Below are 26536 nucleotides of genomic sequence, written 5' to 3' on the forward strand. Positions count from 1 at the left end.
TTACCCCAGGGTCGCCTCTTCGTATAAGCGGTAGTCCACTTCACCTTTGGCCATCATCTGGCGGATCATTTGCATAATCTCAGCGCGGGCTGATTCTACCTTGGTGACGGTTTGCGCCTTGGTGCCTTCAATTTGCTGGCGGTAAACCTGGGCCAGACGTTTTGGTAACGCAGCCATAATGTTGTTCAGCAGTTCCGGCTCGCAGCCTTTTAATGCCACTACCCAGAGCTCGTCCGGAATTTCGTTCAGCAGATAAGCCAGTACATCTTCGCTTTGCCGTGCCAGCGAGCCAAAATCGTACATTTTGTCCTGTACCGCTTCGGCCGTTACCGCATTGTGCTGCTTTAACAAATCCATAATCTCGGCTTTATTACCGCTGTAACGGTTCATGATTTCCGCCACTTTTTCCACGCCGTTAACCCGGGCGCCTACCTGCTCGCCAACAAAGGCAATACAGGCTTCCAACGTGTGGCGTAAATCGTCCATCACGTGCTCGCTGACTTCGCGCAGGCTGGCAATACGGTACAAAATGTCGTCATGCTTCTGCTTGGGAAACAACGAAATAACCGCGGATGCCTGCTCTGCCGGTAAAAACGCCAGCAGCAAGGCCTGCATCTGAATATGTTCCTGCTCTAAAAAGCGCGCCAGCAGTTCTGCCGGTACCCATTCCAGCCGGCGAATGTCATCGGCCAGGGCGCCGCCGTAGATATCGTCCAGCATGCCGCGCGCTAGTTTGCGGCCTACGGCCCGGTCCAGTGCCCGCTCCAGATAAACCCGCGATGCACCACTAACGCCGCTTTCGTTGCGGTAGCAGTCAAAAAAATCCTGCAGGATCAGCGCGACATCGTCCTGGGTAACATTGGCAATTTTTGCCATCCGCTCAGACAGCGCCTTTACCTCCTGCCGGTTTAATTTTTTAATGATGCCGGCGGCGTTCTCTTCGCCCATGCTCAGCAACAAAATGGCCGCCCGATCCAGGTCGGTAATGGTGCGGCCGGCTTCAGACCTTAGTTGATTCAATGCTGACTCCCCGCTCTACCCAATATTTAATCACTGCCGTTACCCGCTCAGATTCTTTGCTGGCTAACAGCTGCATATGCGTAATTTGCTCGGCAAACTCAGAGCCAACCTGGGGTAAATTAATGGCATTAAAGCCCGGCTGCGGCATGGCGCTGCTGTCTGCAGCGACAATGTCATCTGCATCAGCACTGCGCTTAGTTGTGCTTTGCGCTGACAGCGCGGCTACCGCGGCATCGCTATCTTCGCCATACAGCGCATCCGGCTCTGCAGCGCGCTGCTTTTTGCCGCTAACCAGGTGATTAACCAGCGGCCGCACACCAAACAGGATCAACGCCAAACCAATTAAGCTGGCAAACAGGTAACGGGCATACTCTTTGACTTCCGGCAGTTGCCACCATGGCAAGCCGGCCAGCGGTGCACCAACCGGCGCGGCCGCAACAAAACCAAAGCTGGTGATATTAAACTGATCGCCGCGCTCAGCCTGAAAGCCGGTGGCGGTTTTGACCATGTCACCCAGTTGCTGCAATTGCGCCTGAGTCCAGCCGGCGTCACCGGCAGCACCTTCGTTTACCAGTACCGACACACTCATCGACTTTAACCGGCCCACTTCAAACCGCGTGTGGGTAACGGCACGGCCGCTATCAAACTGCCGGCTGCTTTCATTGCGCTCTGAGGTACGCTGATTATTGTCTTCGGCTTGTTGATCGGCCGGTAACGGTGGTTGGTTGGCCAATGCGCCCGGAATACCCATCGCCAGTTGGTCCAGCATGGTATCGGTTTTGATGGATTCAGACCGCACCACAGAGTCCGGGTCTATTGCCTCGCGGGTTTCTTCTACCACACTGAAATCAACATCTGATGACACCTGAATGCGGTAGTTACCATCACCTAAAATCGGCAACAGCATAATAGAAGCGCGCTGTTCGATATTGCGTTCCAGCTTTTGCACAAAGGCCAGCTTTTTATCGGTTTCTTTACCTACCGGTGTCTCGTCGTACAATTCACCGGTCAGCAGTTTACCGCGCTGGTCCACTACCGATATTTTGCGCGGGTCTAAACCCGGCACACTGCCGGCAATCAGGCTGACAATGGCTTCTACCTGGTTTGGCTTTAGCTCGTAGCCCGGGGCTAAATCAACCATCACTGAAGCGGCAGATTTCTCTTCCTGGCGGCCAACAAATAAATTGCGTTTTGGCACTGCCAAATGCACGCGGCTGTTGCGAATGCCGTCCATGGTAATAATGGTGCGGGCCAGCTCACCTTCCAGCGCATGCTGGTACTGCATAGACTCCATAAACTGGCTGGTACCCATAGTGACTTTTTCACCTATGGTTGACAGCCCTTCCGGCATCGCCGCTTTAATGCCGCGCGCGGCCAGCGTAATACGCGCATCCGCTAAACGGTCTTGCGGCACCATAATGTTGCCGCTGTCGGTGTCGATACGAAACGCCACCTTTTCTTTATCCAGGATCTCCAGAATACCGGCTTTGTCGTAGTGCTCCTGGTTGCCATACAACGGCACATAGTTTTTTGCCGAGGTCCACAGGATCAGCACTATAGTCGCCGCCACCAGGGTTGCCAGCAGCGCAATAGACGCTATGCTGCGATCACCGCCCGGTAACCAGCTGAACCGGTTAGACAAATTAATGACTTTCTCCCGAAAGTTGCCCTCGATACTGACCGGGGGCATAGTTTTAACCACTTCGCCTTTCATTGCATTGTCCTTACAGTGACATTCGCATCACGTCATCAATGCCGCTCAGTACCTTGTTGCGTACCTGCATCAGCATGGAGAAACTTAAATCCGCTTTCTGGCTGGCTACCATGGCGCCAACCACATCGTCACTACGGCCGGTATCGACTGCCGTCATCAGATCGGCAGAGATATTTTGCTGCTGGTTCACCGAGCGGATAACCTGGCTAAAATCACTGCTGATGCCGCTATCGTTGCTGGCCGGAGCAATCTGTTCGCTGCCGGCAACCTGTTGCATCCGGGTCATCATTTGCAGCATCTGGCTCTGACTGTCTATTGGTGAAATCATACTGGTTATCCTTAAGAAGCTAATGCGTCTATGTCGACACCATGCTCGCGCATGGCAGCTATTTTGTAACGCAAAGCGCGGGTGCTGACACCCAACGCCTGCGCCGTGCGGGTACGGTGGCCGTTAAACTTATTCAGTACATTTAAAATGTAATCAAATTCGGCATCTTTCTTACTTTGCTTGAGCAAGCTGGCGCAAATTGCCGCCGCTTGCGGGTGGCACTGCGGTAAATTTAAATCGGCTATTTGCAGTTCAATACCACGCGCCATCACTAAAGCACGCTGCATAATGTTTTCCAGCTCGCGTACATTGCCCGGCCAGTTGTATTGCAACATCACATCGGCCGCACCACGGCTTAAGCGGTATTTGCCGTTGCCGTACTTATTAATAAAGAACTCTGCCAGTGGCAAAATATCGTCGCGCCGCTCGCGCAGCGCCGGCCAGCTCAGTGGCAACACATCCAGCCGGTAGAATAAATCTTCGCGGAACTGGCCTTGCTCTACCTGGCTGCGCAGGTTCTTGTTGCTGGCAGCAATCACGCGAATATCCAGCTTAATGCGGCTGTTGCTGCCCAGTCGTTCTACTTCACGCTCCTGCAATACCCGCAGCAATTTGGCCTGCAGCGCCAGTGGCAACTCAGATATTTCATCGAGCAAAATAGTGCCGCCGTTGGCCGCTTCAAACTTACCAATCTGTTGGTTTACCGCACCGGTAAAAGCACCTTTGTTGTGGCCAAATAACATGGCCTCCAGCATATGCTCCGGAATAGCGGCACAGTTCACGGCAATAAACGGCTTGTCAGCACGATCTGAGGCCTGATGAATAAACTGCGCCAGCCGCTCTTTGCCGGTGCCCGACTCACCGAGGATCAGCACGCTGGCTTCGGTTTGCGCAGCGCGGTTAGCCAACTGCAGGATCTGCCGGCTGGCGTGCGATACCGCTACCAAATCTTTTAAGCCGCGGCTCATCGCACTGGCATTACGGATTGAAGTTTTTAACTGCGAGCAGAAAAAAGGCTTTAGTAAATAATCAATTGCGCCGCTTTGTAAGGTATCGGACGCCAACGCGCTTTGATCGTTACCGACCATACTGATAATTTGCGCTGCCGGCAGCTTGCGGCACACCAGGCTAACCAGGTCCGGTAACGCCATTTGCGGCAGGTCGCAGTCAATAAAGGCCAGCGCCGGTTGGTAGTCATGGCACAGGCCGACAATCCCGGTAACATCGGCAGTGTGCAGCAGCTGATAACCTTCGCTTTGGATACATTGGCGTACTTCAGCATCAGGCTGTTGCGGCGCTATCCACAGTACATAAGCAGCATTTTTCATTATTCGGCCTCCTGCTGAGTGCCGCTACGGACTAACCGCACTGATACGCGGCGGTTAGCTTGCTCCGGCTTACCCTGGCTGTTCAACAGCGGATAACGGTTACCATGAGCACGGATTTCTAACTTAGACGCACTCACGCCCAACTCAATTAACTGCGCGGCAACTTCATCAGCCCTCTCCTGCGACAGCAGGCGGTTAGCCAATACAGTGCCGACATCATCGGTATGACCATCAATAAGAATTTTGCTGACAGAGCTATCCAGTTGCAGATAGCGCGCCAGTTTTTGCAGCTGTGGCAGCTGTTGCCGTGTCAGGGTGCGCTGGCCATCAGCAAACTGAATTTCACTGTCTCTGGCCTGTTGCCAGGATAACGGTGACATTTGTGCCACACAGCCACGAAACTGCTCAACCGCGCCGGAACCGCTGACACTGGTAAGCAGTATTTGTTGCTTATGTTGTTTGTCACTCAGCTCAAATTGCAGCCAGTTACCAAACTGAATTTGCTGTAGTAAAGGCAAGGCACCTGCGATAAAGCTTACTTTGCTATCGTGATATAGCTCGGCGCTGTAGGGGAAATCTGCTGTGGCTGTCGCGGCGCCGGGTTGCCAATCGGCAGGTCGGGCGGCCACATTGGCTTGCGCTAAGGCATAGTAAGGTTGGGCTAATGCCAGATCCAAGCGCAGTGAATGGCCCGGTTCTGCCAGAAAGCTGACATCACCCACGCCATTAACCACCTGCTGTAACCGACAATGAAAAGCGCTGCTGTGCAACTGCCAGTCTGCCTGTTCTGCCGGTTGCACCAGCAACGCAGCCGCCAGTGCACCGCCGGCGGCAGAGGCACTAAGCCAGAGACTCAGAGATAACAATGACACATCAATATCCTTTTAATTAACCACAACCGTTACTGCCGGGCAGTAACACCAAAAGTTGAAGAAAATAAAAGGAAAACCGCATAGAAAGCGCTCTGTTCTGACACGGACAGCCGTGCAGGCAGAGGCATACCCGAAGGATGCCGCTAAGCTAATGCAACCCCGCTATCGTAGCGTTTTTTAACAAAACGTCGTAGACCGGAGGCTTTGCGTCCTGCCCTTTCGGTGCAGTTTGCCTTTTAATTGTCTTAACCTGTTCATAAAAAGCTATGCTATTTATGAACTGAAACTGAATAAATTAAAAGATAACTAAATTAGCACTGCAAGGCAAGCATCTTTTTTCACAAGATCTTATTAGATCTTTAGGATCATCAACTTGCAACTGCATATTTTTGCGCCAATCGTTACATTACACTTACAACTGCTCTGACCAGCCAGGCTGATTTTTGACTAACTATGTACAATTAACTGCACAACTATCTAAACAGAGCCCTTTATATCCGCTGTATATTAGCTACAGCCTGTTACATCAACATGACAGCTGTAGCCGGATCCGCCAACGCTGCGCTTGCTTGTCAGCTGCAATTAGCCCAGAGCACCAATCACATTTACCCGCACCGTTTCCGGAATTTCGTTATACGACAACACCGCCAGCGAGTTCTGCGTAAAAGTACGCGCATAGCGGGCCAACAATGGCCGTAACTGCGGCACCACGACCAGCGCCGGCGTTAAGCCCTGCTGCTGCATCTGGCTGCTGATCAGCGGCATATTGCGCTGGAACTGGCTTAACAGGTTAGGTGCCACCGGAAAACTGTCCAGTGCTACTTTACCGGCCTGCATCGCCTGGTTCAGTGCACTTTGTAAGGTTTGCTCCAGCTTTTCATCCAGCGTAAAGGCGCTCAGCTCTTCTTTATCGCCGCTGATCTGCCGCACTAAGGCGCGTTGCAAGGCACAGCGCACATCCGATGTTAGTAAGATAGGATCTTTGGTCACTTCACTGCTGTCGAGCAAGGTGCTGGCGATGCTCAAAATATCGCCCAGGCTGACCTGCTCGCGCAGTAACAGGCGATACACTTTGAGCTGTACTGTGGCGGTCAGCGCTTTATCCAGTGCCTCAGCCAATACCGGTGCTACAGTAGCCAGCCGCTTGTTCAGCTGTTTTACATCTTCATATACAAACAGCTCAGATAAATGCTCTTTAATCACTTTACCGGCATGGGTAGCAATTACAGTGGCCAGATCCACCACTGAATAACCTAAATTCAACGCTTTGGCCCGGCTGTTGTTATCTATCCACACCGCTTCCAGGCCATAGGCCGGGTCCCGCGTGATCTCACCGTCTAACTGACCATAAATATCGCCGGTATTCAGTGCCAGCAATTGCTGCGGATTTAACCGGCCGGTAGCCAGCGGCACCCCGGCTAACTTAATACGGTACTCTTGCGGGTTAAGCTGCAAATTGTCGCGCACCCGCACTTCCGGTAATAAAAAGCCGCTTTGCTCCGACAAGGTTTTGCGAATACCACGCAGGGTTTGCACCAGCTCTTCGCCTTTGTCTTTATCGGCCAGATACACCAGCCGGAAACCCAATTCGATAGAAATGCGGTCAACATGCGGAATATCTTCCCAGCGCAGCGCCGACGGCGTTTGCGCTATGCTCTCGGTCAGCAGCTCAGCTTCGGCCAAATCACCTTTATCAACCCGCTGTTGCAAGCGCCAGGCAACATACACCAACGGTAAGCCAAAGCCGATAAACGCCAGTCCGGGCATACCCGGCACCAGGCCCAGTATCAGCATAATACCGCCGGTGGTCAGCAGTACCCTCGGTGACGCCAGCAACTGCCGGCCCACTTCGTCTGACATTTCGCCTTCATCGTTCATCCGTGTGACGATAATGGCGGCGGCAACGGCCAGCAGCAACGACGGAATTTGGGCTACTAAGCCATCACCTATGGTTAACAGCGCAAAGCGCTGGAAGGCTTCGCCCATGCTCAGGCCATGCTGGAACACCCCTATGCTGATACCGCCAAGCAGGTTAATCACCAGAATAATTAACCCGGCAATAGCATCACCACGGACAAACTTGGAAGCACCGTCCATCGAACCGTAAAAATCAGCTTCGCGCGACACTTCACTGCGCCGCTCTTTGGCTTGCTCCGGGCCAATTAAGCCGGCGTTTAAGTCGGCATCTATCGCCATCTGCTTGCCGGGTAAGGCATCGAGAGTAAAACGGGCGGCAACTTCAGAAATACGTTCGCCACCTTTGGTGATCACCACAAAGTTGATCACCATCAGAATAATAAACACCACCATACCGACAACATAGTTGCCGCCAATAACCACTTCACCAAAGGCCTGGATCACGCGGCCGGCCACGTCCGAGCCTTCATGGCCATGCAGCAACACCACCCGGGTGGAGGCAATATTCAGCGTTAACCGCATTAAGGTAGCCACCAGCAATACCGTGGGGAACACCGAGAAGTCCAGCGGCTTTTTACTCGATACCGCCACCAGCAGTACGATCACCGACAGCACTATGTTAAAGGTAAACAACGCATCCAGCATCCAGGCCGGCAGTGGCAATACCACCATCGCCAAAATAGCCAGCAGCAATACGGGAATTGCGGTATAGGGTTGGGTAAAAGTACGCCAGTTCACTGTTTAACTACCTCGGACATTAGCTTGGTCTAACAAACTTTTCGGGATCTCCAACGCCGGTAACGGCGCCGGTTGCTGGCCACGGCCATTCTTGTAAGCTTTTAACTGCATAACGTAAGTCAGCACGTAAGCTACCGCCGTGTATAAACCTTTTGGTACTTCCTGGTCGACGCGGGTGGAGTAATAAATGGCCCGCGCCAGTACCGGAACTTCCAATATTTCTATCTGATGACGCTGGCCTACGGCTTTAATCCGCAGCGCCATCTCATCTATACCCTTGGCCACCACATAGGGTGCTCTGGCATCTTTTTCGCTGTAGCGGATCGCCACCGCATAGTGTGTCGGGTTCATCACAATGACATCGGCTTTGGGCACCCGCTCTTCAATTTTGCGGTTGGCCATCTGAAACTGGATTTGGCGGATACGGCCTTTAATCTCGGGGCTGCCGTCAGACGATTTACGCTCTTCTTTTACTTCCTGCTTGGTCATCTTCACTTTAGACGAGATGGTGTACTGCTGATACGGCACATCTATCGCCGCTACCAGCAACAACAAGGTGACGGTAATCATTAAACTCAGCGCCAGCAGGGCAAAACCTTCCTGCAAAGCGGTGGTTAAATCCAGCCGTTGTAAAAACAGCATCCGCGTCCAGAGCTGGCTGAGAAAACCGTATAAACAGCCGCCCAGCAACAGCACTTTAATAATCGATTTAACCAATTCGACCAGCGCATTGGCACTAAACATCCGCGCCAATCCGGTTAGCGGATTTAACTTATTAAACTTCGGTGCGGCCAAAGAGCCGGAAAAAATAAAGCCGCCCGGCATGGCTCCGATAATCCACATCGCCAAAAATAATAACAGCAGAAACGGCAGCATGGCGCTAAGCATATCCAGAAAGGCCTGGCCGATAGCCAGCGGCATCAGCTTATTGTTTGCCAGCATCTCTTTGTTCAGCTGCATGCTGCTTTGCATCAGCTGCATAAACAAGGTAAACAGTAACTGGGCGAACCACAGCAAACCGCCCACGCCCAGCATTAACAACACCGCGGTATTGAGCTCCTTCGAGCGCGCGACCTGGCCGTCCTTACGGGCTTTTTTCAGCCGTTTTTCCGTTGGCTGTTCGGTTTTTTCCTGCGAACTGTTCTGCTCAGACATGGCTTACTCCATTACCAGCCGCATCTGCTCCAGCACATGGCTGGCCAGAGTAGCAAACTGCAGCCCGGTTTGGCTTAAGGTTAAAAACACACAGACAAAACCCAGCAATAAGGTCATCGGAAAACCCAGCACAAACAGGTTAAGTGACGGTGCCGAGCGCGTGGCCACACCAAAGGTCAGGTTAACCAGCAGCATGGCAATCACGGCCGGCAAGGCTACCAGCAAGGCGGCGCCAAACATCCAGCCAAACAATTGCAGCAGCACAGTAATATTCAATTGATACAAACCGCTGCCTACCGGCCACAGCGTAAAGCTGTCAACCAGGATCGCCAGCGTAACAAGATGGCCGTTGAGCGAGAAAAACAACAAGGCCGACATCAGCCAAAACAAATGGCCTAACAAAGAGGTGGAATCGCCGCTACCGGGGTCCATCATCATCGCCATCGACAAGCCCATCTGCATCGATAAAATAAGCCCGGTCAGTGCCAACACTTCAAACAAAATACGTACCGCCAGCCCCATCATGATGCCAAAGCCGATTTGCTCGAAGGTCATCACTATCGCATCCAGCGAAAAAGGGTCTACCTGTGGCATCGCCGGCAAGGTTGGGCCGACCAGAAAGCTTAAAAACATAGCCAGAATAATGCGCGAGCGTGGTGTTACCCCGGGGTTATCAAACACCGGCATCGCCCACAACAGCGCTGAAAACCGGACAAAAGGCCACCATACGGTGCCAATCCAGCTCATCAGCTCGCCACTGCTCAGCGATATTAACGAGTTCACCCGAACACTCCAGGGATAATCTGCGCCAAATTAGCAAACCAGGTCAGCAGGGTTTTAATCAGCCAATGGCCGGCAAATACCACCATTAACAGCGTTAATAACATCCGCGGTAAAAACGTCAGCGTTTGTTCCTGAATAGACGTCGCCGCCTGAAACACCGCTACTATAATGCCGAGAATCAAACCCGGCACAATCAGCACCAGCAGCATCTGAATAATGGTGTACACCGCCTGGGCGATAAGCTCTGTTGCCTGTTCCGGACTCATGGTGACGCTCCGAAGGTGGCAGCCAGAGTACCGGCTACCATAGACCAGCCGTCGGCCAGCACAAAAATCATTAACTTAAACGGTAAACTGATGATCAGCGGTGACAACATCATCATACCCATCGACATCAGCACGCTGGCCACCACCAGGTCGATAATTAAAAACGGGATAAACAGCATAAAGCCGATTTGAAAGGCGGTAGTCAGCTCGCTTAGCACAAAGGCCGGCATTAACACTTCCAGCGGCACATCCGCTGCCGCCATAGTGGTCGGCTCTTTAGCAATTAACAGCACCTGGTGTAATTCGTTTTCGCGCGTTTGCGCCAGCATAAATTGCCGTATCGGTTGCTCTGCCCGCGCTAACGCTTGCTCCAGCGTCATCTCTTCAGCCTGATACGGCTTAAAGGCGTTTTGATACACGTCCTGCCATACCGGACGCATAATAAGCAAGGTCAGCATCAGCGAGATGCCAATTAACACGCGGTTTGGCGGGCTTTGCTGCAAGCCCAGCGCCTGGCGCAATATTGCCAGCACTATAATGATGCGGGTAAAAGAGGTTAACACCATCAGCATGCCGGGGATTAAACTCAGTGCTGTCATCAGCAGCAGAATTTGCAGCTTAACGCTGTAATCCTGGCCACCGTCGGCATCGCGCACCGACAGCAGGGTTAAGTCATTACCAAACGCCAGCGCCGGCATCAGCAGGGCAAATAGCGGCAACAGCCATGTCAGGCCGCGCAGCAGCGTGTTACTCATGATGCTCCGCCACGGCTTTACGGTTAACAAACTTCAGGCCGTACTTGCCATCAACCATCACCACTTCGGCTTTGGCAAACAGCACGCCGTTCACTTTTACATCCAGCGGCTCGCCTACAGCTTTTTCCAGCGGCAGTACATCGCCGACACTGGCGCGGCTCAGCTCACCTAAGGTGACTTCGGCACTGGCCACTTCCAGCGTTACCGTTAACGGCACATCGCGGAACATGGATAAACCATCGGCTTTGGTGGCTGCCGCCTGGCCTTCCTGTTCAAAAATGTCATCCATATCCATCATATCCAGCCCGGCCAGGGCCGCATCAAGGCCATTAGTGTTGTTCAGGTTGTCGCTCATTGTCATTACTCCCGGGTGACGATATCAGTGATTTGGAACACCAGGCTGTTGGCTTCTTCTGCTACTTTGCCGAAAAACAGCCGTTCTTTGTTCAGTTGCAGCGACATAGCGCTGTGTAATTCAATCGGCAGCACGGCGCCGTCAAGGCATTCCCGTAACTGGCGCAGGCTAACTTTTTTCCGTGCCATTTCAATGCGGCACAGTACCGGCACCTGCGGCCATTGCGCCACATCAACAGCCGGTAGCTGCACCTTGCTGTCGCTGTCGTCCTGCTCAACAAAAAAGGCCAACGGCAGCCACAGGTACCAACTGATGGCTTCGCTATCGAGTACCAGCCGCACTTTTAACGGTAAGTACTGAAACTTCGCCGGCTCCAACTGCTGTTTCACTGCCGTAGCCGGCAGCGCAGATTGCTCTTTAAACAGTAACTGCTGCATTGCCAGTAACTGACGCTGCGCCACCCGGCCGCATACCCGCAGTTCGGACGCGCTCAGTTCAGTTTTATCTTCGGTTGGCAGCACTTTGCTCAGTTGGCCACCCAGGGCTAAATCGGCCAGGTGATGCACACCGGTGAAATCCAGCGCAAAAAAACAGTAGCCGTCGGTCGGTACCAGTACCGGGCATTGCAACAACAAGCGGCCGGGCTCTGCCAGCCAGCTGTCCAGCCCGGTGCCCTGGCACAGGTTCATCTCAATACTGAACTCGACATCGTGCAGCAGCCGGCCCAACTCAATTTCTACCGCCTGTGCCAGCTCCGGCAGCCGCTGTTTCGCCGCCAGTAAGGCTTTACTGAAGCGACGTTGGTCCAGCGTCAGCGCAAACGGCTGACAAGCTGTGGCCGAAGCCGCAGGGATAATGCTTGAACGTATGGTCATATTATTCATCTGCTGTTGCGTGTTGTGTCGTACCGCTGTCTCGCGACACGCGGTAAGCTTTTTTACTTAAGCGACGGAGTAAATTCAGTCGTTGCTCGCGTTTGGCATCTAACCAACTCAGGCCAAGAAACACTAACTTGTCACTGACCTGGCGGCGGTACACTACTTCGGCTTTAATCCGCGTTTGCCCGTCGTACTGCACTACAATCAGATCCGGCACCGTTTTACTGACCGGCGCCAACAAGCCGGCACCGCCCAAACTCATATCCTTGACCACCGCCAAACAAATCTGGCTGCCAAACAAGCCGGTTTGCAACAGCTTTACCGGCACACCTTTGGTTTGGCTTTCATGTGGCTCGTTAGCGGTACAGAAGTACCAACGCAAATACTTGCGCGAAATATCCGGCTTAGTTAATGGCATCTTGCACCTGTACGCCTGAGCGGCCGACCGGTTGATTACGTTGTGCTTCACGGGCAGCTTGCTGTACGGCGTTATTATTATTGTCAGGGGAAAACAGTTGGTTCAGCTCCGCTTCGGCGGCGCTGGTTAAAATCAGCAGTTCAATGCGGCGGTTTTCACTGCTGCCCTGGTCTGCTTCGTTCAGTGGCCGCGTAGCAGAAAATGCCGCCACCTGGGCTACGCGCTGCACCGGCATACCACCGGCGGCCAATACCTGGCGGGCTTGCAACGCCCGGTCACCGGACAACTCCCAGTTACTGTATTGGCTACCGCTGAATGCAGTAATGTCGGTATGGCCGGAAATAATCAGTTTGTTCTGCACTTTAACGAACACCGGCCCCAGGCTTAGCAGCAGATCTTCAAAAAACGGTGTCATACGGATTTGGCCACGGACAAACATCTGCCGATCTTTGCTGTCACGGATAATCACCCGTAAGCCGGACGGCACTATATCCAACTGAATATGGCCCTGGGCCATTTGCTCTGCGGCCAGTTGTTCAAATGCCTGCAGCAATAAGCTCAGCTGCTCCGGCGTATCAAACTGGCCGTCTACCAGCGAGTTCAGCTTATCGCCTTTGCCGGCCAAAGGCCTCTCATCACCGGACGGTACCTGCAGGTATTCCGCCATCCCCGGCAAGGGGTTATCCGGTGGCAACATATTGGCCGAATTTTTATCCACTACCGATGGCGTGCCGCCCAAGTTCACCGGGAACGGGCTGTTTTCCGGATCAAACGGGTGCGGGCTGCCATCAAAAATGGAATGGGTGCGCATATAGTTGGCAATCTCGGTGCGCTCTTTCACGTTGGATACTTCCAAAATCCACAGCACCATAAAAAAAGCCATCATTGCCAGGGTAAAGTCGGCAAAAGCTACCTTCCAGGCGCCGCCGGCTTTGGTTTTACCAGCCGCTCGCGGACCACGCTTAACTATTATCGGCGTACTGTTCATCAGGCGGCCCTGTCGTTAATCCACTGTTCCATCGTGGTAAAAGATGGCTTTTGTTCTTCATTGATCATGCGCCGGCCGGAGTCGGTCGCCACTATGGCAACATGGCCCTTGGCGTGCGCCACCAAAATAGCGCGTACACATTCCAGTAAGGCAACCTGCTTTTTCACATACTGCTCCATCGCCGAACTCAGCGGTGCCATAAAGCAGTAACAGCCAAAAATACCGATAAAGGTACCTACCAACGCGGCCGCAACGTGATAACCGATATTGCTCAGCGGCCCGTCAAGGTGTTGCATAGTAATAATAATGCCGCCTACTGCGGCCAAAATACCAAAGCCCGGCATAGCTTCAGCAATCACCGCCATGGCGGCAGACGGCTTCAGCTTTTGTAGCTCTATGGTATAAATTTCCTGTTCCAGCAGGTTGTCAAAATCGTGTGCACTCAGCTTGCCCATACTCATCAAACGCAGGTTGTCACAGACAAACACCACCAGGGCTTCGTGCTCTAACACCAACGGGTAAGCCAGAAAAACCGAACTGGTGTGCGGGTTTTCCACATGGTCGTCCAGTTCGCGCAGGCCTTTGCTTTTAGCCAGGTCTAACAAGGTGTGCATTAATAACAGCAGTTCGCGATACAGCTCAGTGCTGTCTTTTTGCTTAACAAACTGCGACCGCACCTGAGCCCACATTTCTTTTAAAACATAGGTAGAATTTCCCACTACCAGGGCACCAAAGCCGGCGCCGAAAATAATCAGAAACTCAGCCGGCTGCCACAAAGTGGCGGGGTTGCCACCGGCAAACATATAACCGCCTACCACTGCACCCAGCACTATGGCGAAACCTAAAATTTTCTGCATTGTTCTGCTTCCTGTACCGTTACCACTGCGCCAGCTTTTTGCTGAGCATTTCCACTGATTGTTTATGCAACTGACACACTCTGGACTCAGTCAGCTCCAGCACCAGTGCAATCTCCTTCATATTCAGCTCATGGCTGTAATACAACTGCAGCAACAACTTGTTGCGATCCGGCAGTGTCGACATGGCCTTTTTCAGTGACAATTTCAGCTCCAGCTGGCTCAGATTACTGCTACCCAGCTGGGCTTCAGATTGCTGCTCCATAATGAGATCCAGGCTTTCCATCGCTTCCGCCTGGCCAACGTATTGCAGCTCCAGCAAGGTTTTCAGCTCAATACCCAGGGCTTCACATAACTCTTCGTCGGTGGGAATGCGTCCCAGTTGCCTGGTTAATTCACGGGTTTTGTCACGCAGCTGATGCGATTGCTGACGTAACTGGCGCGGACGCCAGTCGGTACGGCGAAACTCGTCCAGCATGGCACCGCGAATACGCTTGAAGGCATAGGACTCAAACTGCTCATCGGCTTCACGGCCATAACGGCGCAGCGCACTTAACAAGCCCATCAGGCCTATTTGCTGTAAATCGTCTTTATCTACCATACTGCCGACCAGGCTGCGTAAGTGCGCGGCGGCGCGCTTAACCAGATGGCTGTAGCGGTTTAGCGCAGCAGTTTCCTGCGCCGGGGTCAGCTTAAAGCTGCCGGGTTGTTCCGGGTCTGCCCACTGTTTGGTTGCCAGCATTATCAATGCCCTACTGAATAAACACGTTAGTAACCAGCACCTGTTCAATCTGATGACTGAATTTATGCTGACGTAAGGTGAGGTTGAATTTTTCCAGCAGCTGTTGCTGTACCTGCGGAATATCTTTAAAGCCGGTTTTCACATCAACATGGTTGCTGTTGGAAAAATGCTGTACCAGGGTGTTACGCAACAGCGGTGCAGCATCCTGCAGCATCGCCAGCACCAGTTGATCATGGCTGACTAATGTCAGCTCTAATACCAGGTAACGTGAATGCTGCGGACTGTCGACGCTGATCACAAAGCGCTCTAACGGGTAAAACAGTGGCTTGCTTTGCTCCACCACCGGCGGGTTTTTCTGGCTGTACCAATAACTGCCACCGACGCCGGCGGCAACTAATAAGGCTGCTACTACGATTAACACTAAGGCTTTCATCTGCTTTGTTTCTCCTATACCAGCCGGTCCAGCCAGCCTGTTGTCTGCTGCACGGCAGCAGCGCTGTTTAGTTCAGCCGCGTCATCGGCCAGCTGTGCAGCAATTTGTGTTGCTACTGCACTGTGTTGTTTACTCTGTTGCTGTGCCTGGTCGCGTACATCCAGCTGCAGGCTTTGTTCTGCGCCAAGCCGCTGAGCCAGTTGCTGGCGCAGTTGGTCAAGGTTTTGCTGCATGGCTTCACGTACCTGGCTATTCGCCGCATACAGCTGCACGCTGGTACGATCGCCATCCACGCTGACGCTCAGTTCAATCACACCCAGTTGTGGCGGATCGAGACGGATTTGCGCCCGCTGAATTTGCTGGCCCAGCTGTAAATTGATTTTGTCTGACAATAAATGCACCAGCTTCTGGCCCCACTGGCTGCTTTGCAGGCCGGCTAAATCGGCCTTCCAACTCAAGGCCGCTTCCGCGCCGGCGGCTGTGCTGCCGCTTGCTGCTGCGGTTGCTGTTACGCCGCTGACTGCGGCGCTGCTACTATCTTGCTGTTGCACCGACCCCAGCGCCTGGCGGATAAACTGCTGTAAACTGGTGCCTTGCAGCGGTAATACCGTTTGCGGGGCTAAACCGGCTTGCTGTGCTGCGGTGTTTTGCTGTGCCTGTTGCGTCAACAGCGTTTGCTCTGTCACGGCCTGGCGTTGTGCTTCTGTTGCCGTCGCTGTAGCCGCAGAAGCTGCCAGCGCCGCCATGGCAGCCGTTTGCCCGGTTGCAGCTACGCTGTTATGTTGCGCCACTGCATTCAGGCCGGCGGCTGTGTCCGTTGGTATATTGCTGTAAAACACACTGCGTTCTGCCGCAAAGCTGTACGACAAATTCAGTGCAGCGACAGTATTAGTTTGGCTATCAGCATGGCTCTGCTGCGTCGTTGCGTTGTCCGTTAAGGGCACCGGCAGCAGCTCAGCCGTGACAATATCTGTGATATCAAACAATGCGGCGTCGGCCACTGCAACTTCAATTGCTGCACCGTCTGATGGCAATGCTGTATCCGCAACCTCAGATGGTTCGCTTTGTTGCGTACTCTGTTGTGTTATGCCAGCCAACAAGTCTGCATAGTTTTCTGCAGCGCTATCCTGCTGCGGCGCCGTAGCATAATTACCTTGCACCGCCGCCGTCTTTGCCTGTGATTGTGCCTTGTTAAGTGCCGGCATTAATTGCGTCACAGCGATTTCCCTTCTGTCGTTTGCCGGTAGGCCACTAAACCCTCACGTTTTTGATTAAACTGTTTCATCTGAATTTCGGTGCGGCTCAGTTCACTTTTGGCCAGCTTTAACACATGCTGATAGTTCTGCCGCAGCGCATTAAGCTGAGAAGCAAATTGCTCTTTGGCACCGGCTTGCTCCAACTGCTGCACCAGAGCTAACAGTTGCCGGTCCAGGCCACGCAATTGCTGCCAGTCTTGCGCCCGCGCGGCCAACAATAAGTTGTGCTGCAGCAGCGATAACTGCTTTGCCATATCTGTTGCCTGTAGATGGTTTAATGCCACATTCAGCCCCGGTTCAATTTTGTTGTTAAAGTGTGTTCGCTAACAAGGTTTAGCAAATCGCGGGCCATAAATTATATTTATGATTTATAAGGATTTTTAAGAAAGAGGAAGCAAAATGCGGAAGTGTTGCTTCCGCTGATCGGAAGCGGTAACCGTGCCGCTTGCCGCCGGTAAGTAAACCGGAGGACAAACTCGTATCGCAGTGAAATGCCGGGCGTTAAATAAAAAAACCGCTGCAAAAGCAGCGGTAAAAGGTCACATCAGGGTACAAATGCAACATTGCAGGAACGCGGTAAACCAGCTTGGATCAGGCGGCGTGTTGCGCCAGGCCCTGCCAGCCTTCTTGTAAATTGGTCATAATCACCCGAACGGTATCCAGTTCGGTTAAATCGTTTTTCAGGCTGGCATTAAGTAATGCCTGGCCACAGTGCTGATACAGCTTTTGCATATTGGCCGCTACTTCGCCGCCGTTTTGCTGGTCCAGCGACGCATCCAGGCCGCCAATAATTTTCAGCATCCGCTCAATGCCGGCGGCTTTTTTATCAAAGCGTTTGGCCTGAATATGGCCTTCTACCCGGGCTAACTCATCGAGGAAACCGTCGAATAACATCAGCACCAGTTTATGAATATCGGCGCCGGCGGCTTTGCCTTCCACTGACGTATTCTGGTACGCCTGGTAACCGTTGGAAAAATCTAACATAAGCTGTCTCTCACTAATTAAAACTGACCCATAGAACTTTCAAGCTGCGCTATCGTCACCTGCATCTGGGTAAACTGGCCCAAATAGCGTTTGTAGGTTAACTCCATGGAATAATCGTGCCGCTTTTGCTTTTCGGTGACTAAATCCAGGCTGGCCTGAATGGTTTTTTGCTTATCGCCCAACAAACCAAAGTTTTTGCTGTAAGGCTCTATGGTAGTTTCCAGCTTTGCCAGCATACCGGCGTCGCCGGACAACATGGCCTCAAGCTTGGCCGGATCTTCCGCCAATGCTTGTTCAAAACGCTTGTCGTTAATGCTCAGCACGCCGTTACGGTCGAATTCTATACCCACGCTGTACAGGGTGCTGCCTTCAAAAGTGCCCTGGAATACGGCACGGAACTGGTTTTGCACGCTGCGCGCCATACTGTCGTTTTTCAGGTTGGCATCTTTACTGATACTGCCCACTACACTGTTGTAGCCATCAATAAATTTTTTCAGGTTATCTTTTATTGCTTGTTCATCCTGACCAATTTTAACGCTGACCGGACTATCGGTGCCGGTTTGCACTTTTAATAAATCAATGGTGACGCCTTCAATAACATCGGTCAGGGTATTGCTGGCGCTGGTCACGCTGATAGCAGTATCGCTACCGAGGCGCACTATGGCGTCCTGCGCCGTTTTCAGCTCCTGCTTCGCAGCCAGGGCGGCGGTAATATCAGCGCCGGCGGCATCAGCGCCCGGGGTAAAGCCCAACGTAAGCTGATTAGCAGCACCGCTTTCTTCGCTGGAGATCACCAGGAAGGTTTCAGCGCCACTGCGCATCAAAGTAGCTTTAACGCCTTCGTTATCGGCATGGTTGTTAATCGCCGCGGCCAGGTCGCTTAATTTAGCATTGGCCGGTAAGCCTGCCATATCGACCGAAAAGCTATTGCCGGCTAAGTCGATACTAAACTCACCGTCTGTTGCCAGCGCAGCATCTGGGTCAAACGACATCGCCAACTGATGGTTTTGCGCCAGCTGCTCCACAAAAATCTCATAACTGCCGGCTACGGCATTGCCGCCTGCTTTAACGCTGAGCGTCGACTCGCTGCTGCTACTGGCGGTGTTAGCCAGAATGCTGTTGTCGCCGCTGCGGAAATCTTTAATCTGGGTAGAAAAGTCTTTCAGAGCTGTTTGCAGCTTTTTAATCGCATTAAGCTGGCTGCTAAATTGGTTCGCTTTAGTCGATAACAATTTGTCTTTCCCCGCACGTTCAATTTGCGTGTATTGGCTGGCCAGATACTGCGGATCAATACTTAAATACGACGACATAATGCTTACCTTTTGCCAGTTAATGACGCTTTGAAAATACCCTGCCAGCCGCGGCCGGCAGGGTTATGACACGATTACTATGCTGTGAATTAACGCAGCAGTGAACCAATCATCTGTGTAGTGCTGTTAGATGCGCTCAGTACAGAAATACCTGAGTTCATCAGTAACTGTTGCTTAGTCATGCTTGAGGTTTCTTTAGCGAAATCAGCATCCATTAACTGAGAAGCAGAAGCTTGAGTGTTTTCAGCCATGTTGGTCACGTTGTTGATAGTGTGATCCAAACGGTTCATCGTAGCACCCAGGTTAGCACGGGCGGCACCGATAGAATCGATCAGGGTATCTACGTCGCCCATAGCGGTAGAAGAAGTAGCTTGGTCAGTTAAACCACCGGCAAAAGCGCCAATAGCGGTAGTTACATCACCCAGCTCGGCTGAAATATCTACATCTAAAGTTTCAGCAGCTGAAGAACCGATTTGGAACGTCACAGCAGCAGAGAACTTACCGGCTGCATCTAACAAAGTAGTGCCTGAACCGTAAGAGGTGTTGTCCATGATGTTAGTTAATTCAGCAGACAGTGCTTCGAATTCACCGCTTATTGCAGTGTATTCAGAAGTATTGTTCGTGCCGTTGGCGCCTTGCGTTGCCAGCTCTTTCATCCGGAAAGCAATGTTAGTCATCTCTTCAAACGCGCCTTCAGCGGTTTGCAGCATTGAGTTTGCATTGTTGGCGTTGTAAATAGCCGCTTCCTGACCACGCACCTGAGCGTTCAGACGGTTTGCAATTTGCAGACCGGCAGCATCATCTTTCGCAGAGTTAATTTTGAAGCCAGAACCTAAACGCTCCAGCGCTACAGATAAATCGTTGTTAGTACGACCCAGTTGGTTTTGGATCGACTTTGAAGCTGCATTAGATTGAATTGATAAAGCCATCGTTGGATCTCCTGTGATTGATTGCTCAGGGATATAAAGCGACGACGGCGAAAAAGAACTGAAATTATTTTTTTGAAATTTTTAGCGGATTATTGCAGCAGATCGGCCAGTTCATATTCCAGGTAATCGGCCAGGCCTAACCAATCACGTTGCTGCTGACACTGTAACACCGCTGTCAGGATCTGTTGCAACTGGCCATACTGCTGAGGTGTCGCCTGGCAAAATAAGCTAATCAGCTTTTCAGCCAAAGCGGCAAGTTCAAGCGCCGGCCCGGTGGTAATACCAAGCCGGAACTGCAGCGCCAGCTTAGCGGCGTGCTGCCGGCATTGAGTAATAGTGGCCATTATGCTGTTAACTCCGGATGATATTCGGTACCGGCTATTACCGCACCGGCTTTAGAAGTATTAAAAAACCTTACGTTGGGCTGGCCGGCAATATAGCGCTCCAACCCGGTCAGATAGGTCAGTAAATTGCGCAGCGTGGGCACTTTAGCGCCAAAGCCGTTAACCACCTGCGCGGTAGCGTGTTGATAAGCCGGGCCTATGCTGCCATTTTGCCAGTTCGCATGGGTTTTATTGTGGCTAAAGGCAAAGTCGGCACCAAACAGCACAACACGTTTGGCGCCCATTTTTACCGCTAAATCCACAGCGGGGTGGATAACGCTGCCATAGCTGAATAATGACGCCGCCGGCAGTTGCTTACGCAGCGGTGCAAAAACTGCACTGTCGCTCAAGGCAACATAGCGCGGACCGGGAAACTGCTGTAACAGCTCCGCGTTAGCCAGCGGAAAATACACCAGGCTGCTGGCCGCGGTTAAGGCGCTGCAGGGTAAATGTTCTGAGGTTATTTTATGGTCGCGGCTGACAATAATATCCGGCCGGATCTGCTGTGCCAGCAACCCCGGCACGGCGGTATCCAGGCAAATAAACAATGGTGCCGCCGGCTGCTGTTGTACCTTTTGAAGATGAGCGTAATGCGGCTCCAGCGATGGCCCGGTAGCAATAACATACACCTCACGGTTGGCTGCGAGGCTGTTAAATAAGCTTTGTACCGGCTTATCTTGCTGCCAAAAGCGCTGATTCTGCTGCAAGCGGGGTAAAAATGCACTGATATCCTGCTGCAGACGCTGCGCCGCATAACCGGCTTCCAGCTCAGCATACAGCCGGTCGCAGATTTTTAAACTGCCGTCACTGGCCAGCACTAATTCCGACGGCAGTAAGGCATAGGGCAGTTGCAAATCTTGCTGTTGCGCAGCCCATTGCAGCGTTACTCTGGGGTCGTTCAGCCAATGGCGCTGATCTAACAGCTGCAGCACCAGGGCAAAAATATATTCATTTAAAATGCAGACGCTCAGTTGTTGCAGCTGCTCTCTGGCAAGCAACTGCTGTTGCAGGTCGCCAAGGCCGGTGCCGTATAGGGTGATCTGCCGGTAATGCCGCGGTAATTTACTGATTTGTTGTAAGGCTTCACGTTGCCGGTCATGCCGGCTGGTAAGCTGGATACCGTTAATAACCAGGGTGCTGTCGCGGCCTTCGGCCAGCCGCACCGCCGGCCTGTGTTGCTCTGCAGTGGCGGCCTGCTGCAGCACAGTGGCCAGTGCCGGCCAGCGCCGGCTAATCACTGCTAAATTTTGTTTGAAACAGTCATTACTCATCCGCTCAACCCAAGCCGAACTCGACCAGGCTGCGGGTAATATTGGCTTGCGACATCACCACCGACACCGCACTTTTACTGCCGCCCTGCATACCAAGCTGCAGCTGTTCACTCAGCGCATTAAGCTCAGCATTGCTGCCCTGGCTTTGCTGAATGGCCGCCAACTGGGCCTGCAATGCTGCGCGTTGTGCCTGCACCTTTGCCAGCGCATCTTTTAATTGCTGCTGCGCCTGCTGAATTTGTTGCTGATACGCCTGCACATTGTCGGCAGTTGCCGCCGCTTTACCTAACTGCGCTAAGCTGCTGTCGGCCGGTTGTAATTTTACACTGACCGGATTACCGGCCGCGACACGCACGCCCTGGCCGGTGATAAGCCAGGGTTCCTGCAGCTTACGGGCGTCGCGCGCTTCGGCAGAGAAATACAGCTGTTGCTGCTGGTTTATCCCTACGCTGATTTGCTGGCGGCTGAATGCCTGTTGCATCGTATGCAGGTTTTGCTCCGCCGTTTGGCCGGCTTCCAGCACTAAGCTTACCGCACCACCGCTTCTGCCCAGCAGTATTTGTACCTGCTCGGTTTGGCGCCGTTCTGTCAATAAATCAATGCTGTGGCTTAAGCTGGCTTTTACCGGCGCAGGGCCAGGCCCGGTCAGGGCTAAATCGGCGTTTATACCGGCGGCGGGCTTTTGCAGCTTTTGTTCCAGCTGTTGCAGTTGTTGCTGTGCCGTCTGCTGTTGCTCGGCCGACAATTTACTGTACGCCGGCGAGTTAAGTTGGCGTTTTAAATTTTCCAGTGCCTGGTAAGCCTGGCGAATGCTGCGCTCGGTTTGGTCGGTTTGGCTTAGCTGTTTGCTGACATCCGCCGCCTGTGCCCATTTGCTTAATACCTGAATTTGCCGCGCCTGGCGTGACACCGGTACTTTACGACCATTATCATCAGCGCTGACTGCTTTGATCACGGCAGCACGGTCTGTTGCACTTAGCGGGCTGAGTGCACTGGTAGTGACCTTATCGAGCGTAGCGGATACCTGCATAGCCTTACCTTATTCAGACGTAGGAAAACAGCGTCATTTTAGTCACGCTGGAATACACTTTCAGAGACGACTCGTATGCCGCCATCGCCTGGTTCATTTGCACATAAGCTTCCGGGTAATCAACTTCTTTAATGTCGTCGCGCAGCGTTTCGGTAAACAGCGCAATATCATCGTTACCCAGTTCCATTTCGTCCAGCGACGCCAATGTGCCACCAATGCGGGTAATTTCGCCGCTTATGGTGCCAAGAAAGGTGCTGATATGGTTCAACATATCGCGCGACTCATTGCCGACACCGGCGGCCGGTGCGGTGGAAATCAGATCGAGGTAGGTTTGCATTTCATTTAAAAAATTCACCCCGGGGTCCAGCTCACTGCCAACAATATTCGCCGGCACACTGGAATTGTCCGATACGGCCACATCGCGCACGCGGTCATCACCGTTGTATTGAAACACCCCGGCGCCATCGCGTTCAAACGGCATTACGTCGGTTAAGCTGCCGGAAAAATAATAGTTATCGTTGCCGTCTTTCGCATTTAACAGGTCCACGATGGCCGGAAACAGCACCGACAATTCCTGGCTAAAGGCTTCCAGCTCTGCCTGGCCCATAGAACCATCGGCAGCGGTAGTAACTATTTCCTGTACCGAGTTCAGTGTATTTACAATGCTGCTAAGCTGGGTTTCCTGCTGGCCCAAATTAAAGTGCACCGCATCCATATTCTTTTTGTACTGCTCCAGCTTGGTCAACTCGCTGTTCAGTGTCAGCAACATTACCGAGCCCAGCGGATCATCCGACGGCTTTTGAATGCGCTGGTTGGTGGCCAGCTGGGTAGAGAGTTTGCTGTACTCCGCAGTAGACTGCTGAATATTGCGAATAGTGGTTAAATGATACTGATTGCTGCTAACGCGCATGGCCACTACCTCAGAAGATATTAATCAGGGTTTTAAACAATTGATCGGCAGTGCTGATCACCCGGGCGTTAGCGTCATACAACTGCTGATAATACATCAGGTTAGCCGCTTCTTCGTCCAGGTTTACGCCACTTACGCTATCGCGTGCGGCTACGGCATCGTTGTTCAGCACCTGTGCTGTTTTAACGCTGCTTTGCACTTGCTTGCTTTGAATGGCCAGGTCGCCGATTAGGGTATCGTAGCCGGCCGTACCACCGTTAAGTGACGCCACCAGGTTCGCTATGTTGCCGTTGTCACCACGGCCACCGGTCGGGTTACCAAAACCGTCATTACCGATAAAGGCCAGGTCATCCGGTTGCAGCGCAGGGTTAACGCTGATGGTGCCCAGTACGTCGGCAGGGTTGTACTGAAACAGTGGCTCGCCGGGCAAGCCGTTTAAATCAAAGCCCTCTGACAAGGCCGTATTGACCGAGTCGGCAATATTAGTGACGATTTGTTCCAATTCCAGTTTAGCCGGCTGCAACACATTAACATCGACATTCAGTAAGCCACCAATGCGGCCGCCGACAGATTCATTTAACGGAAAAGTCTGGCCGTTAAAGTTCACCTCTACCGTGGTGCCGGTAACCGTTGCCGCAGCGGCTTTGGATCCCACCACCAGCGGCGCACCGTTTTTGCTGCTGATATTAATATTACCATCACCCGGATCAACAATGTCGACGCCCATATAAGCGGATAATTCCGTTACCAGCACTTCGCGCGCATCCGACAGTTCAGAGGTAGGCTGGCCCAGCGCCTGTGCCTTGCTGATTTTGCTGTTCAGTTCAGCTATCTGTTCAAACAACGAACTGCTGTTATCTGCCAGGTTACTTAATTCTTTGCCCAGCTTATCCTGTTGATCGGATAAGGCGCCGTTGATTTGCGATAAGTCCTGCACCAACGCCTGTGCCGATGACAACACCTGCTGACGGTAGGCATTGGAATCAGGCGCTGACATGGCAGCATTAAAGGCCGCGCTGATATCGGCCACGGCATCATTCAGGTTCAGTGATTCAGTACCGAGAATTTGTTCCAGATAGCCAAGGTAACTTTGAAAACCGTCGTAGAAGCCAACATCTGAGCCGGTACGCCAAATATCATCGTTTAAAAAGTCATTAACGATGCGATCTACCTTGGTTACTTTAACGCCGTTTAAACTGCCGCCGGCAGTTTCCAGGTACACCGTCTGGCGGCTGTAACCTTTTACCGCAGCATTAGCTACGTTCTGGCCTACCACATTCAGCGCATTGTTGGCAGCATTAAGCCCCGACACACCGTTTAAAAGCATACTCATAAGCTGGATTTCCCACCGTTTTCAACCGGCCACAATGGCTGGTTAAACGCGCTGTTGTTGTATTCCGGCACCGCTGGCGTCAGCGCCCCCTTATCGGGTAAAGCGACGGCGTCGGCCAGCTGCTTGAATTTATTTTCCGTTTGCGCCAGGCCATCACCTAACTGGCGCACTATGGCTTCGGCCAGACCCAGTTGCTGATTGGCCGCTAAGGATTGCGCCAGTTGAGCGTCGTGCATATCGCGAAAGGTGCCCGCCTCTTTGCTGCTGAACATGCCGTTTTCACCGGCCATCGCCTCGGTACCGGCGTGCATGTTTTTTAATACCAGTTGCAAAAATATCGCTTCAAACTGTTCAGCTGCTTTGCTTAACCGCTCTGCCGGTGCCTGATTTGCCGCGATATTGCCGGCGGCGCGCGGGTCTATAGCCAGCCCTGCGCCGGATAAAGCCTGGTTGGTTGAAAAGTGGCCGGACAATGAGGTAATAGTCATTCAGATCACCAGTAAATCAGCATCCAGTGCACCGGCGTTATCCAGCGCAATCAGGATTGACATCAGTTCTGCCGGGGTTGCCCCCAACGCATTAATCGCCTGTACTATGGCATCCAGCGAGCTGCCTTCCGGCCACAACATCATATTGGCCGTGCGCTCCTGCACATCGACACCGCTGTTTTGCAGCGGCGTAGTAGTGCCGTTAGAAAAGGGTAACGGCTGGCTTACGCCCTGCTGCTCGGTAATGGTAATGGTTAAGCTGCCGTGACTTACCGCGGCACGTTTTACCCGCACTATGTCGTTCATCACCACAGTGCCGGTGCGGCTGTTAAACACTACCCGCGGCCGCTGGCTGCCTTCTGTCACTTCTATATCCTGTAACAGCGACATAAAAGTAATGCGGCTGTTGGCATCCTGCGGCGCGCTCAGCACCAACTTGCCTTTATGCTCGGCGCGGGCCACATCGGGGCCAAATACCGCATTCACAGCAGTAACTACATTGCGTGCGGTTTGATAATTCGGTTGTTTTAAGTTCAGTACCACTTCGTGTGGCTGATGAAACTGTGGTATGGCGCGCTCCACAATAGCGCCGGACGGAATAATACCGGCGGTTGGCACGTTAACGGTAACGGAAGAACCATTCTGGCCGCTGGCATTTAAGCCACCCACCACCAGGTTGCCCTGGGCCAGCGCGTACACTTTACCGTCTACGCCACGCAGCGGGGTCAGCATTAAGCTGCCGCCATGCAGGCTTTTGGCATCGCCCAGCGACATAATAGTCACATCCAGCACCTGACCCGGGCTGGCGTTAGCCGGTAAGGTGGCGGTAACGGCAACGGCGGCAACGTTTTTTGATTTTGGCAGGCTGTTTTCATCCAGCTGCACACCAAACTGCTTCAGCATATTGTTCAGCGACTGGGCGGCAAATTTAATTTGCGCCTTATCGCCGGAACCGGGCAAACCCACTACCAGGCCATAACCCACCAGTTGGTTGTCGCGCACGCCCTGAATATCAACTAAATCCAGTAGCGGCCTGGCCTGCAGCGCCAGCGGCAACAATAACACCAGCGCACTTATAAAAGCTTTCATAACACCTCA

29 protein-coding genes and 1 riboswitch are annotated in these 26536 nt (G+C 52.6%); all 29 genes read right to left on the reverse strand.

All coding sequences use genetic code 11. The features are described from left to right. The 29 genes from Q8O77_RS17825 to Q8O77_RS17965 all read right to left on the reverse strand — a co-directional run bounded on the left by Q8O77_RS17825 (position 1) and on the right by Q8O77_RS17965 (position 26527). Positions 1 to 1020 (reverse strand): FliG C-terminal domain-containing protein, encoded by a 1020-nt coding sequence (locus tag Q8O77_RS17825; protein WP_305556477.1) that lies wholly within the window; start codon positions 1018 to 1020, stop codon positions 1 to 3. Continuing rightward, positions 1001 to 2734, reverse strand: a complete 1734-nt coding sequence (gene fliF / locus Q8O77_RS17830; RefSeq protein ID WP_305556479.1) for a flagellar basal-body MS-ring/collar protein FliF — start codon at positions 2732 to 2734, stop codon at positions 1001 to 1003. Before fliF ends, Q8O77_RS17825 begins: the two co-directional genes overlap by 20 nt. A 10-nt stretch (positions 2735 to 2744) precedes the next feature. Then, positions 2745 to 3062 carry a flagellar hook-basal body complex protein FliE gene (locus Q8O77_RS17835; RefSeq protein WP_305556481.1) on the reverse strand — a complete coding sequence of 106 codons (318 nt, stop codon included), beginning with the start codon at positions 3060 to 3062 and terminating at the stop codon, positions 2745 to 2747. Positions 3063 to 3073: 11 nt separating this feature from the next. Continuing rightward, positions 3074 to 4390 carry a sigma-54 dependent transcriptional regulator gene (locus Q8O77_RS17840; protein WP_305556483.1) on the reverse strand — a complete coding sequence of 439 codons (1317 nt, stop codon included), beginning with the start codon at positions 4388 to 4390 and terminating at the stop codon, positions 3074 to 3076. Further along, complete coding sequence (locus Q8O77_RS17845) at positions 4390 to 5262, reverse strand: OmpA family protein (RefSeq protein WP_305556485.1); 873 nt, start codon at positions 5260 to 5262, stop codon at positions 4390 to 4392. The genes Q8O77_RS17840 and Q8O77_RS17845 overlap by 1 nt, the downstream gene beginning before the upstream one ends. Before the next feature lie 149 nt (positions 5263 to 5411). Next, a riboswitch (cyclic di-GMP riboswitch) is annotated at positions 5412 to 5506 on the reverse strand. Between the two features lie 338 nt (positions 5507 to 5844). Continuing rightward, positions 5845 to 7917: a flagellar biosynthesis protein FlhA gene (gene flhA, locus Q8O77_RS17850; protein WP_305556487.1), complete on the reverse strand. Its 2073-nt coding sequence runs from the start codon at positions 7915 to 7917 to the stop codon at positions 5845 to 5847. A 3-nt stretch (positions 7918 to 7920) separates the two neighbouring features. Then, the gene (flhB, locus tag Q8O77_RS17855) at positions 7921 to 9072 is read right to left on the reverse strand and encodes a flagellar biosynthesis protein FlhB (RefSeq protein ID WP_305556489.1); all 1152 of its coding nucleotides are present in this window, start codon (positions 9070 to 9072) and stop codon (positions 7921 to 7923) included. A 3-nt stretch (positions 9073 to 9075) separates the two neighbouring features. After that, on the reverse strand, positions 9076 to 9855 hold the full coding sequence (fliR, locus tag Q8O77_RS17860; RefSeq protein WP_305556491.1) for a flagellar biosynthetic protein FliR: 780 nt from the start codon (positions 9853 to 9855) through the stop codon (positions 9076 to 9078). Then, complete coding sequence (locus tag Q8O77_RS17865; protein WP_305556494.1) at positions 9852 to 10121, reverse strand: flagellar biosynthetic protein FliQ; 270 nt, start codon at positions 10119 to 10121, stop codon at positions 9852 to 9854. Before Q8O77_RS17865 ends, fliR begins: the two co-directional genes overlap by 4 nt. Further along, on the reverse strand, positions 10118 to 10876 hold the full coding sequence (gene fliP / locus Q8O77_RS17870) for a flagellar type III secretion system pore protein FliP (RefSeq protein WP_305556496.1): 759 nt from the start codon (positions 10874 to 10876) through the stop codon (positions 10118 to 10120). The genes Q8O77_RS17865 and fliP overlap by 4 nt, the downstream gene beginning before the upstream one ends. After that, complete coding sequence (locus tag Q8O77_RS17875) at positions 10869 to 11231, reverse strand: FliM/FliN family flagellar motor switch protein (protein ID WP_305556498.1); 363 nt, start codon at positions 11229 to 11231, stop codon at positions 10869 to 10871. Before Q8O77_RS17875 ends, fliP begins: the two co-directional genes overlap by 8 nt. 5 nt (positions 11232 to 11236) lie before the next feature. Continuing rightward, positions 11237 to 12106 carry a FliM/FliN family flagellar motor switch protein gene (locus Q8O77_RS17880; RefSeq protein WP_305556501.1) on the reverse strand — a complete coding sequence of 290 codons (870 nt, stop codon included), beginning with the start codon at positions 12104 to 12106 and terminating at the stop codon, positions 11237 to 11239. 1 nt (position 12107) lies between these two features. Next, a complete protein-coding gene (locus Q8O77_RS17885; RefSeq protein WP_305556503.1) occupies positions 12108 to 12527 on the reverse strand; it encodes a PilZ domain-containing protein in 420 nt (139 codons plus the stop codon). Continuing rightward, the gene (locus Q8O77_RS17890; protein ID WP_305556506.1) at positions 12514 to 13515 is read right to left on the reverse strand and encodes a flagellar motor protein MotB; all 1002 of its coding nucleotides are present in this window, start codon (positions 13513 to 13515) and stop codon (positions 12514 to 12516) included. Before Q8O77_RS17890 ends, Q8O77_RS17885 begins: the two co-directional genes overlap by 14 nt. Next, on the reverse strand, positions 13515 to 14372 hold the full coding sequence (gene motA / locus Q8O77_RS17895) for a flagellar motor stator protein MotA (RefSeq protein ID WP_305556508.1): 858 nt from the start codon (positions 14370 to 14372) through the stop codon (positions 13515 to 13517). The genes Q8O77_RS17890 and motA overlap by 1 nt, the downstream gene beginning before the upstream one ends. 19 nt (positions 14373 to 14391) lie before the next feature. Next, positions 14392 to 15111 (reverse strand): FliA/WhiG family RNA polymerase sigma factor, encoded by a 720-nt coding sequence (locus Q8O77_RS17900; protein ID WP_305556510.1) that lies wholly within the window; start codon positions 15109 to 15111, stop codon positions 14392 to 14394. A gap of 10 nt (positions 15112 to 15121) precedes the next feature. Next, positions 15122 to 15544, reverse strand: coding sequence for a flagellar basal body-associated protein FliL (fliL, locus tag Q8O77_RS17905; protein WP_305556512.1), 423 nt, complete (start codon positions 15542 to 15544; stop codon positions 15122 to 15124). 14 nt (positions 15545 to 15558) lie between these two features. Continuing rightward, complete coding sequence (locus Q8O77_RS17910) at positions 15559 to 16761, reverse strand: flagellar hook-length control protein FliK (protein WP_305556514.1); 1203 nt, start codon at positions 16759 to 16761, stop codon at positions 15559 to 15561. Continuing rightward, positions 16758 to 17054: a hypothetical protein gene (locus tag Q8O77_RS17915; RefSeq protein ID WP_305556516.1), complete on the reverse strand. Its 297-nt coding sequence runs from the start codon at positions 17052 to 17054 to the stop codon at positions 16758 to 16760. The genes Q8O77_RS17910 and Q8O77_RS17915 overlap by 4 nt, the downstream gene beginning before the upstream one ends. 337 nt (positions 17055 to 17391) lie before the next feature. After that, on the reverse strand, positions 17392 to 17784 hold the full coding sequence (gene fliS / locus Q8O77_RS17920; protein ID WP_305556518.1) for a flagellar export chaperone FliS: 393 nt from the start codon (positions 17782 to 17784) through the stop codon (positions 17392 to 17394). Positions 17785 to 17801: 17 nt separating this feature from the next. Continuing rightward, on the reverse strand, positions 17802 to 19094 hold the full coding sequence (gene fliD, locus Q8O77_RS17925) for a flagellar filament capping protein FliD (protein WP_305556521.1): 1293 nt from the start codon (positions 19092 to 19094) through the stop codon (positions 17802 to 17804). Between the two features lie 89 nt (positions 19095 to 19183). Next, positions 19184 to 20023, reverse strand: a complete 840-nt coding sequence (locus tag Q8O77_RS17930) for a flagellin (RefSeq protein WP_305556523.1) — start codon at positions 20021 to 20023, stop codon at positions 19184 to 19186. 89 nt (positions 20024 to 20112) lie between these two features. After that, a complete protein-coding gene (locus tag Q8O77_RS17935) occupies positions 20113 to 20367 on the reverse strand; it encodes a hypothetical protein (RefSeq protein ID WP_305556525.1) in 255 nt (84 codons plus the stop codon). Continuing rightward, on the reverse strand, positions 20367 to 21677 hold the full coding sequence (locus Q8O77_RS17940) for a motility associated factor glycosyltransferase family protein (RefSeq protein WP_305556527.1): 1311 nt from the start codon (positions 21675 to 21677) through the stop codon (positions 20367 to 20369). Before Q8O77_RS17940 ends, Q8O77_RS17935 begins: the two co-directional genes overlap by 1 nt. A gap of 4 nt (positions 21678 to 21681) precedes the next feature. Continuing rightward, complete coding sequence (locus Q8O77_RS17945) at positions 21682 to 22707, reverse strand: hypothetical protein (RefSeq protein WP_305556529.1); 1026 nt, start codon at positions 22705 to 22707, stop codon at positions 21682 to 21684. 13 nt (positions 22708 to 22720) lie between these two features. Then, entirely contained in the window at positions 22721 to 23617 is an 897-nt protein-coding gene (gene flgL / locus Q8O77_RS17950; RefSeq protein WP_305556532.1) for a flagellar hook-associated protein FlgL, read from the reverse strand. Between the two features lie 10 nt (positions 23618 to 23627). Continuing rightward, positions 23628 to 24950: a flagellar hook-associated protein FlgK gene (gene flgK, locus Q8O77_RS17955; protein ID WP_305556535.1), complete on the reverse strand. Its 1323-nt coding sequence runs from the start codon at positions 24948 to 24950 to the stop codon at positions 23628 to 23630. Further along, on the reverse strand, positions 24947 to 25438 hold the full coding sequence (locus Q8O77_RS17960) for a rod-binding protein (RefSeq protein ID WP_305556538.1): 492 nt from the start codon (positions 25436 to 25438) through the stop codon (positions 24947 to 24949). Before Q8O77_RS17960 ends, flgK begins: the two co-directional genes overlap by 4 nt. Then, entirely contained in the window at positions 25439 to 26527 is a 1089-nt protein-coding gene (locus tag Q8O77_RS17965) for a flagellar basal body P-ring protein FlgI (protein ID WP_305556540.1), read from the reverse strand. Positions 26528 to 26536: the final 9 nt, after the last annotated feature.

Origin of the sequence: Rheinheimera sp., assembly GCF_030690345.1 — a bacterium.
Classification (GTDB): Bacteria; Pseudomonadota; Gammaproteobacteria; order Enterobacterales; family Alteromonadaceae; genus Alishewanella.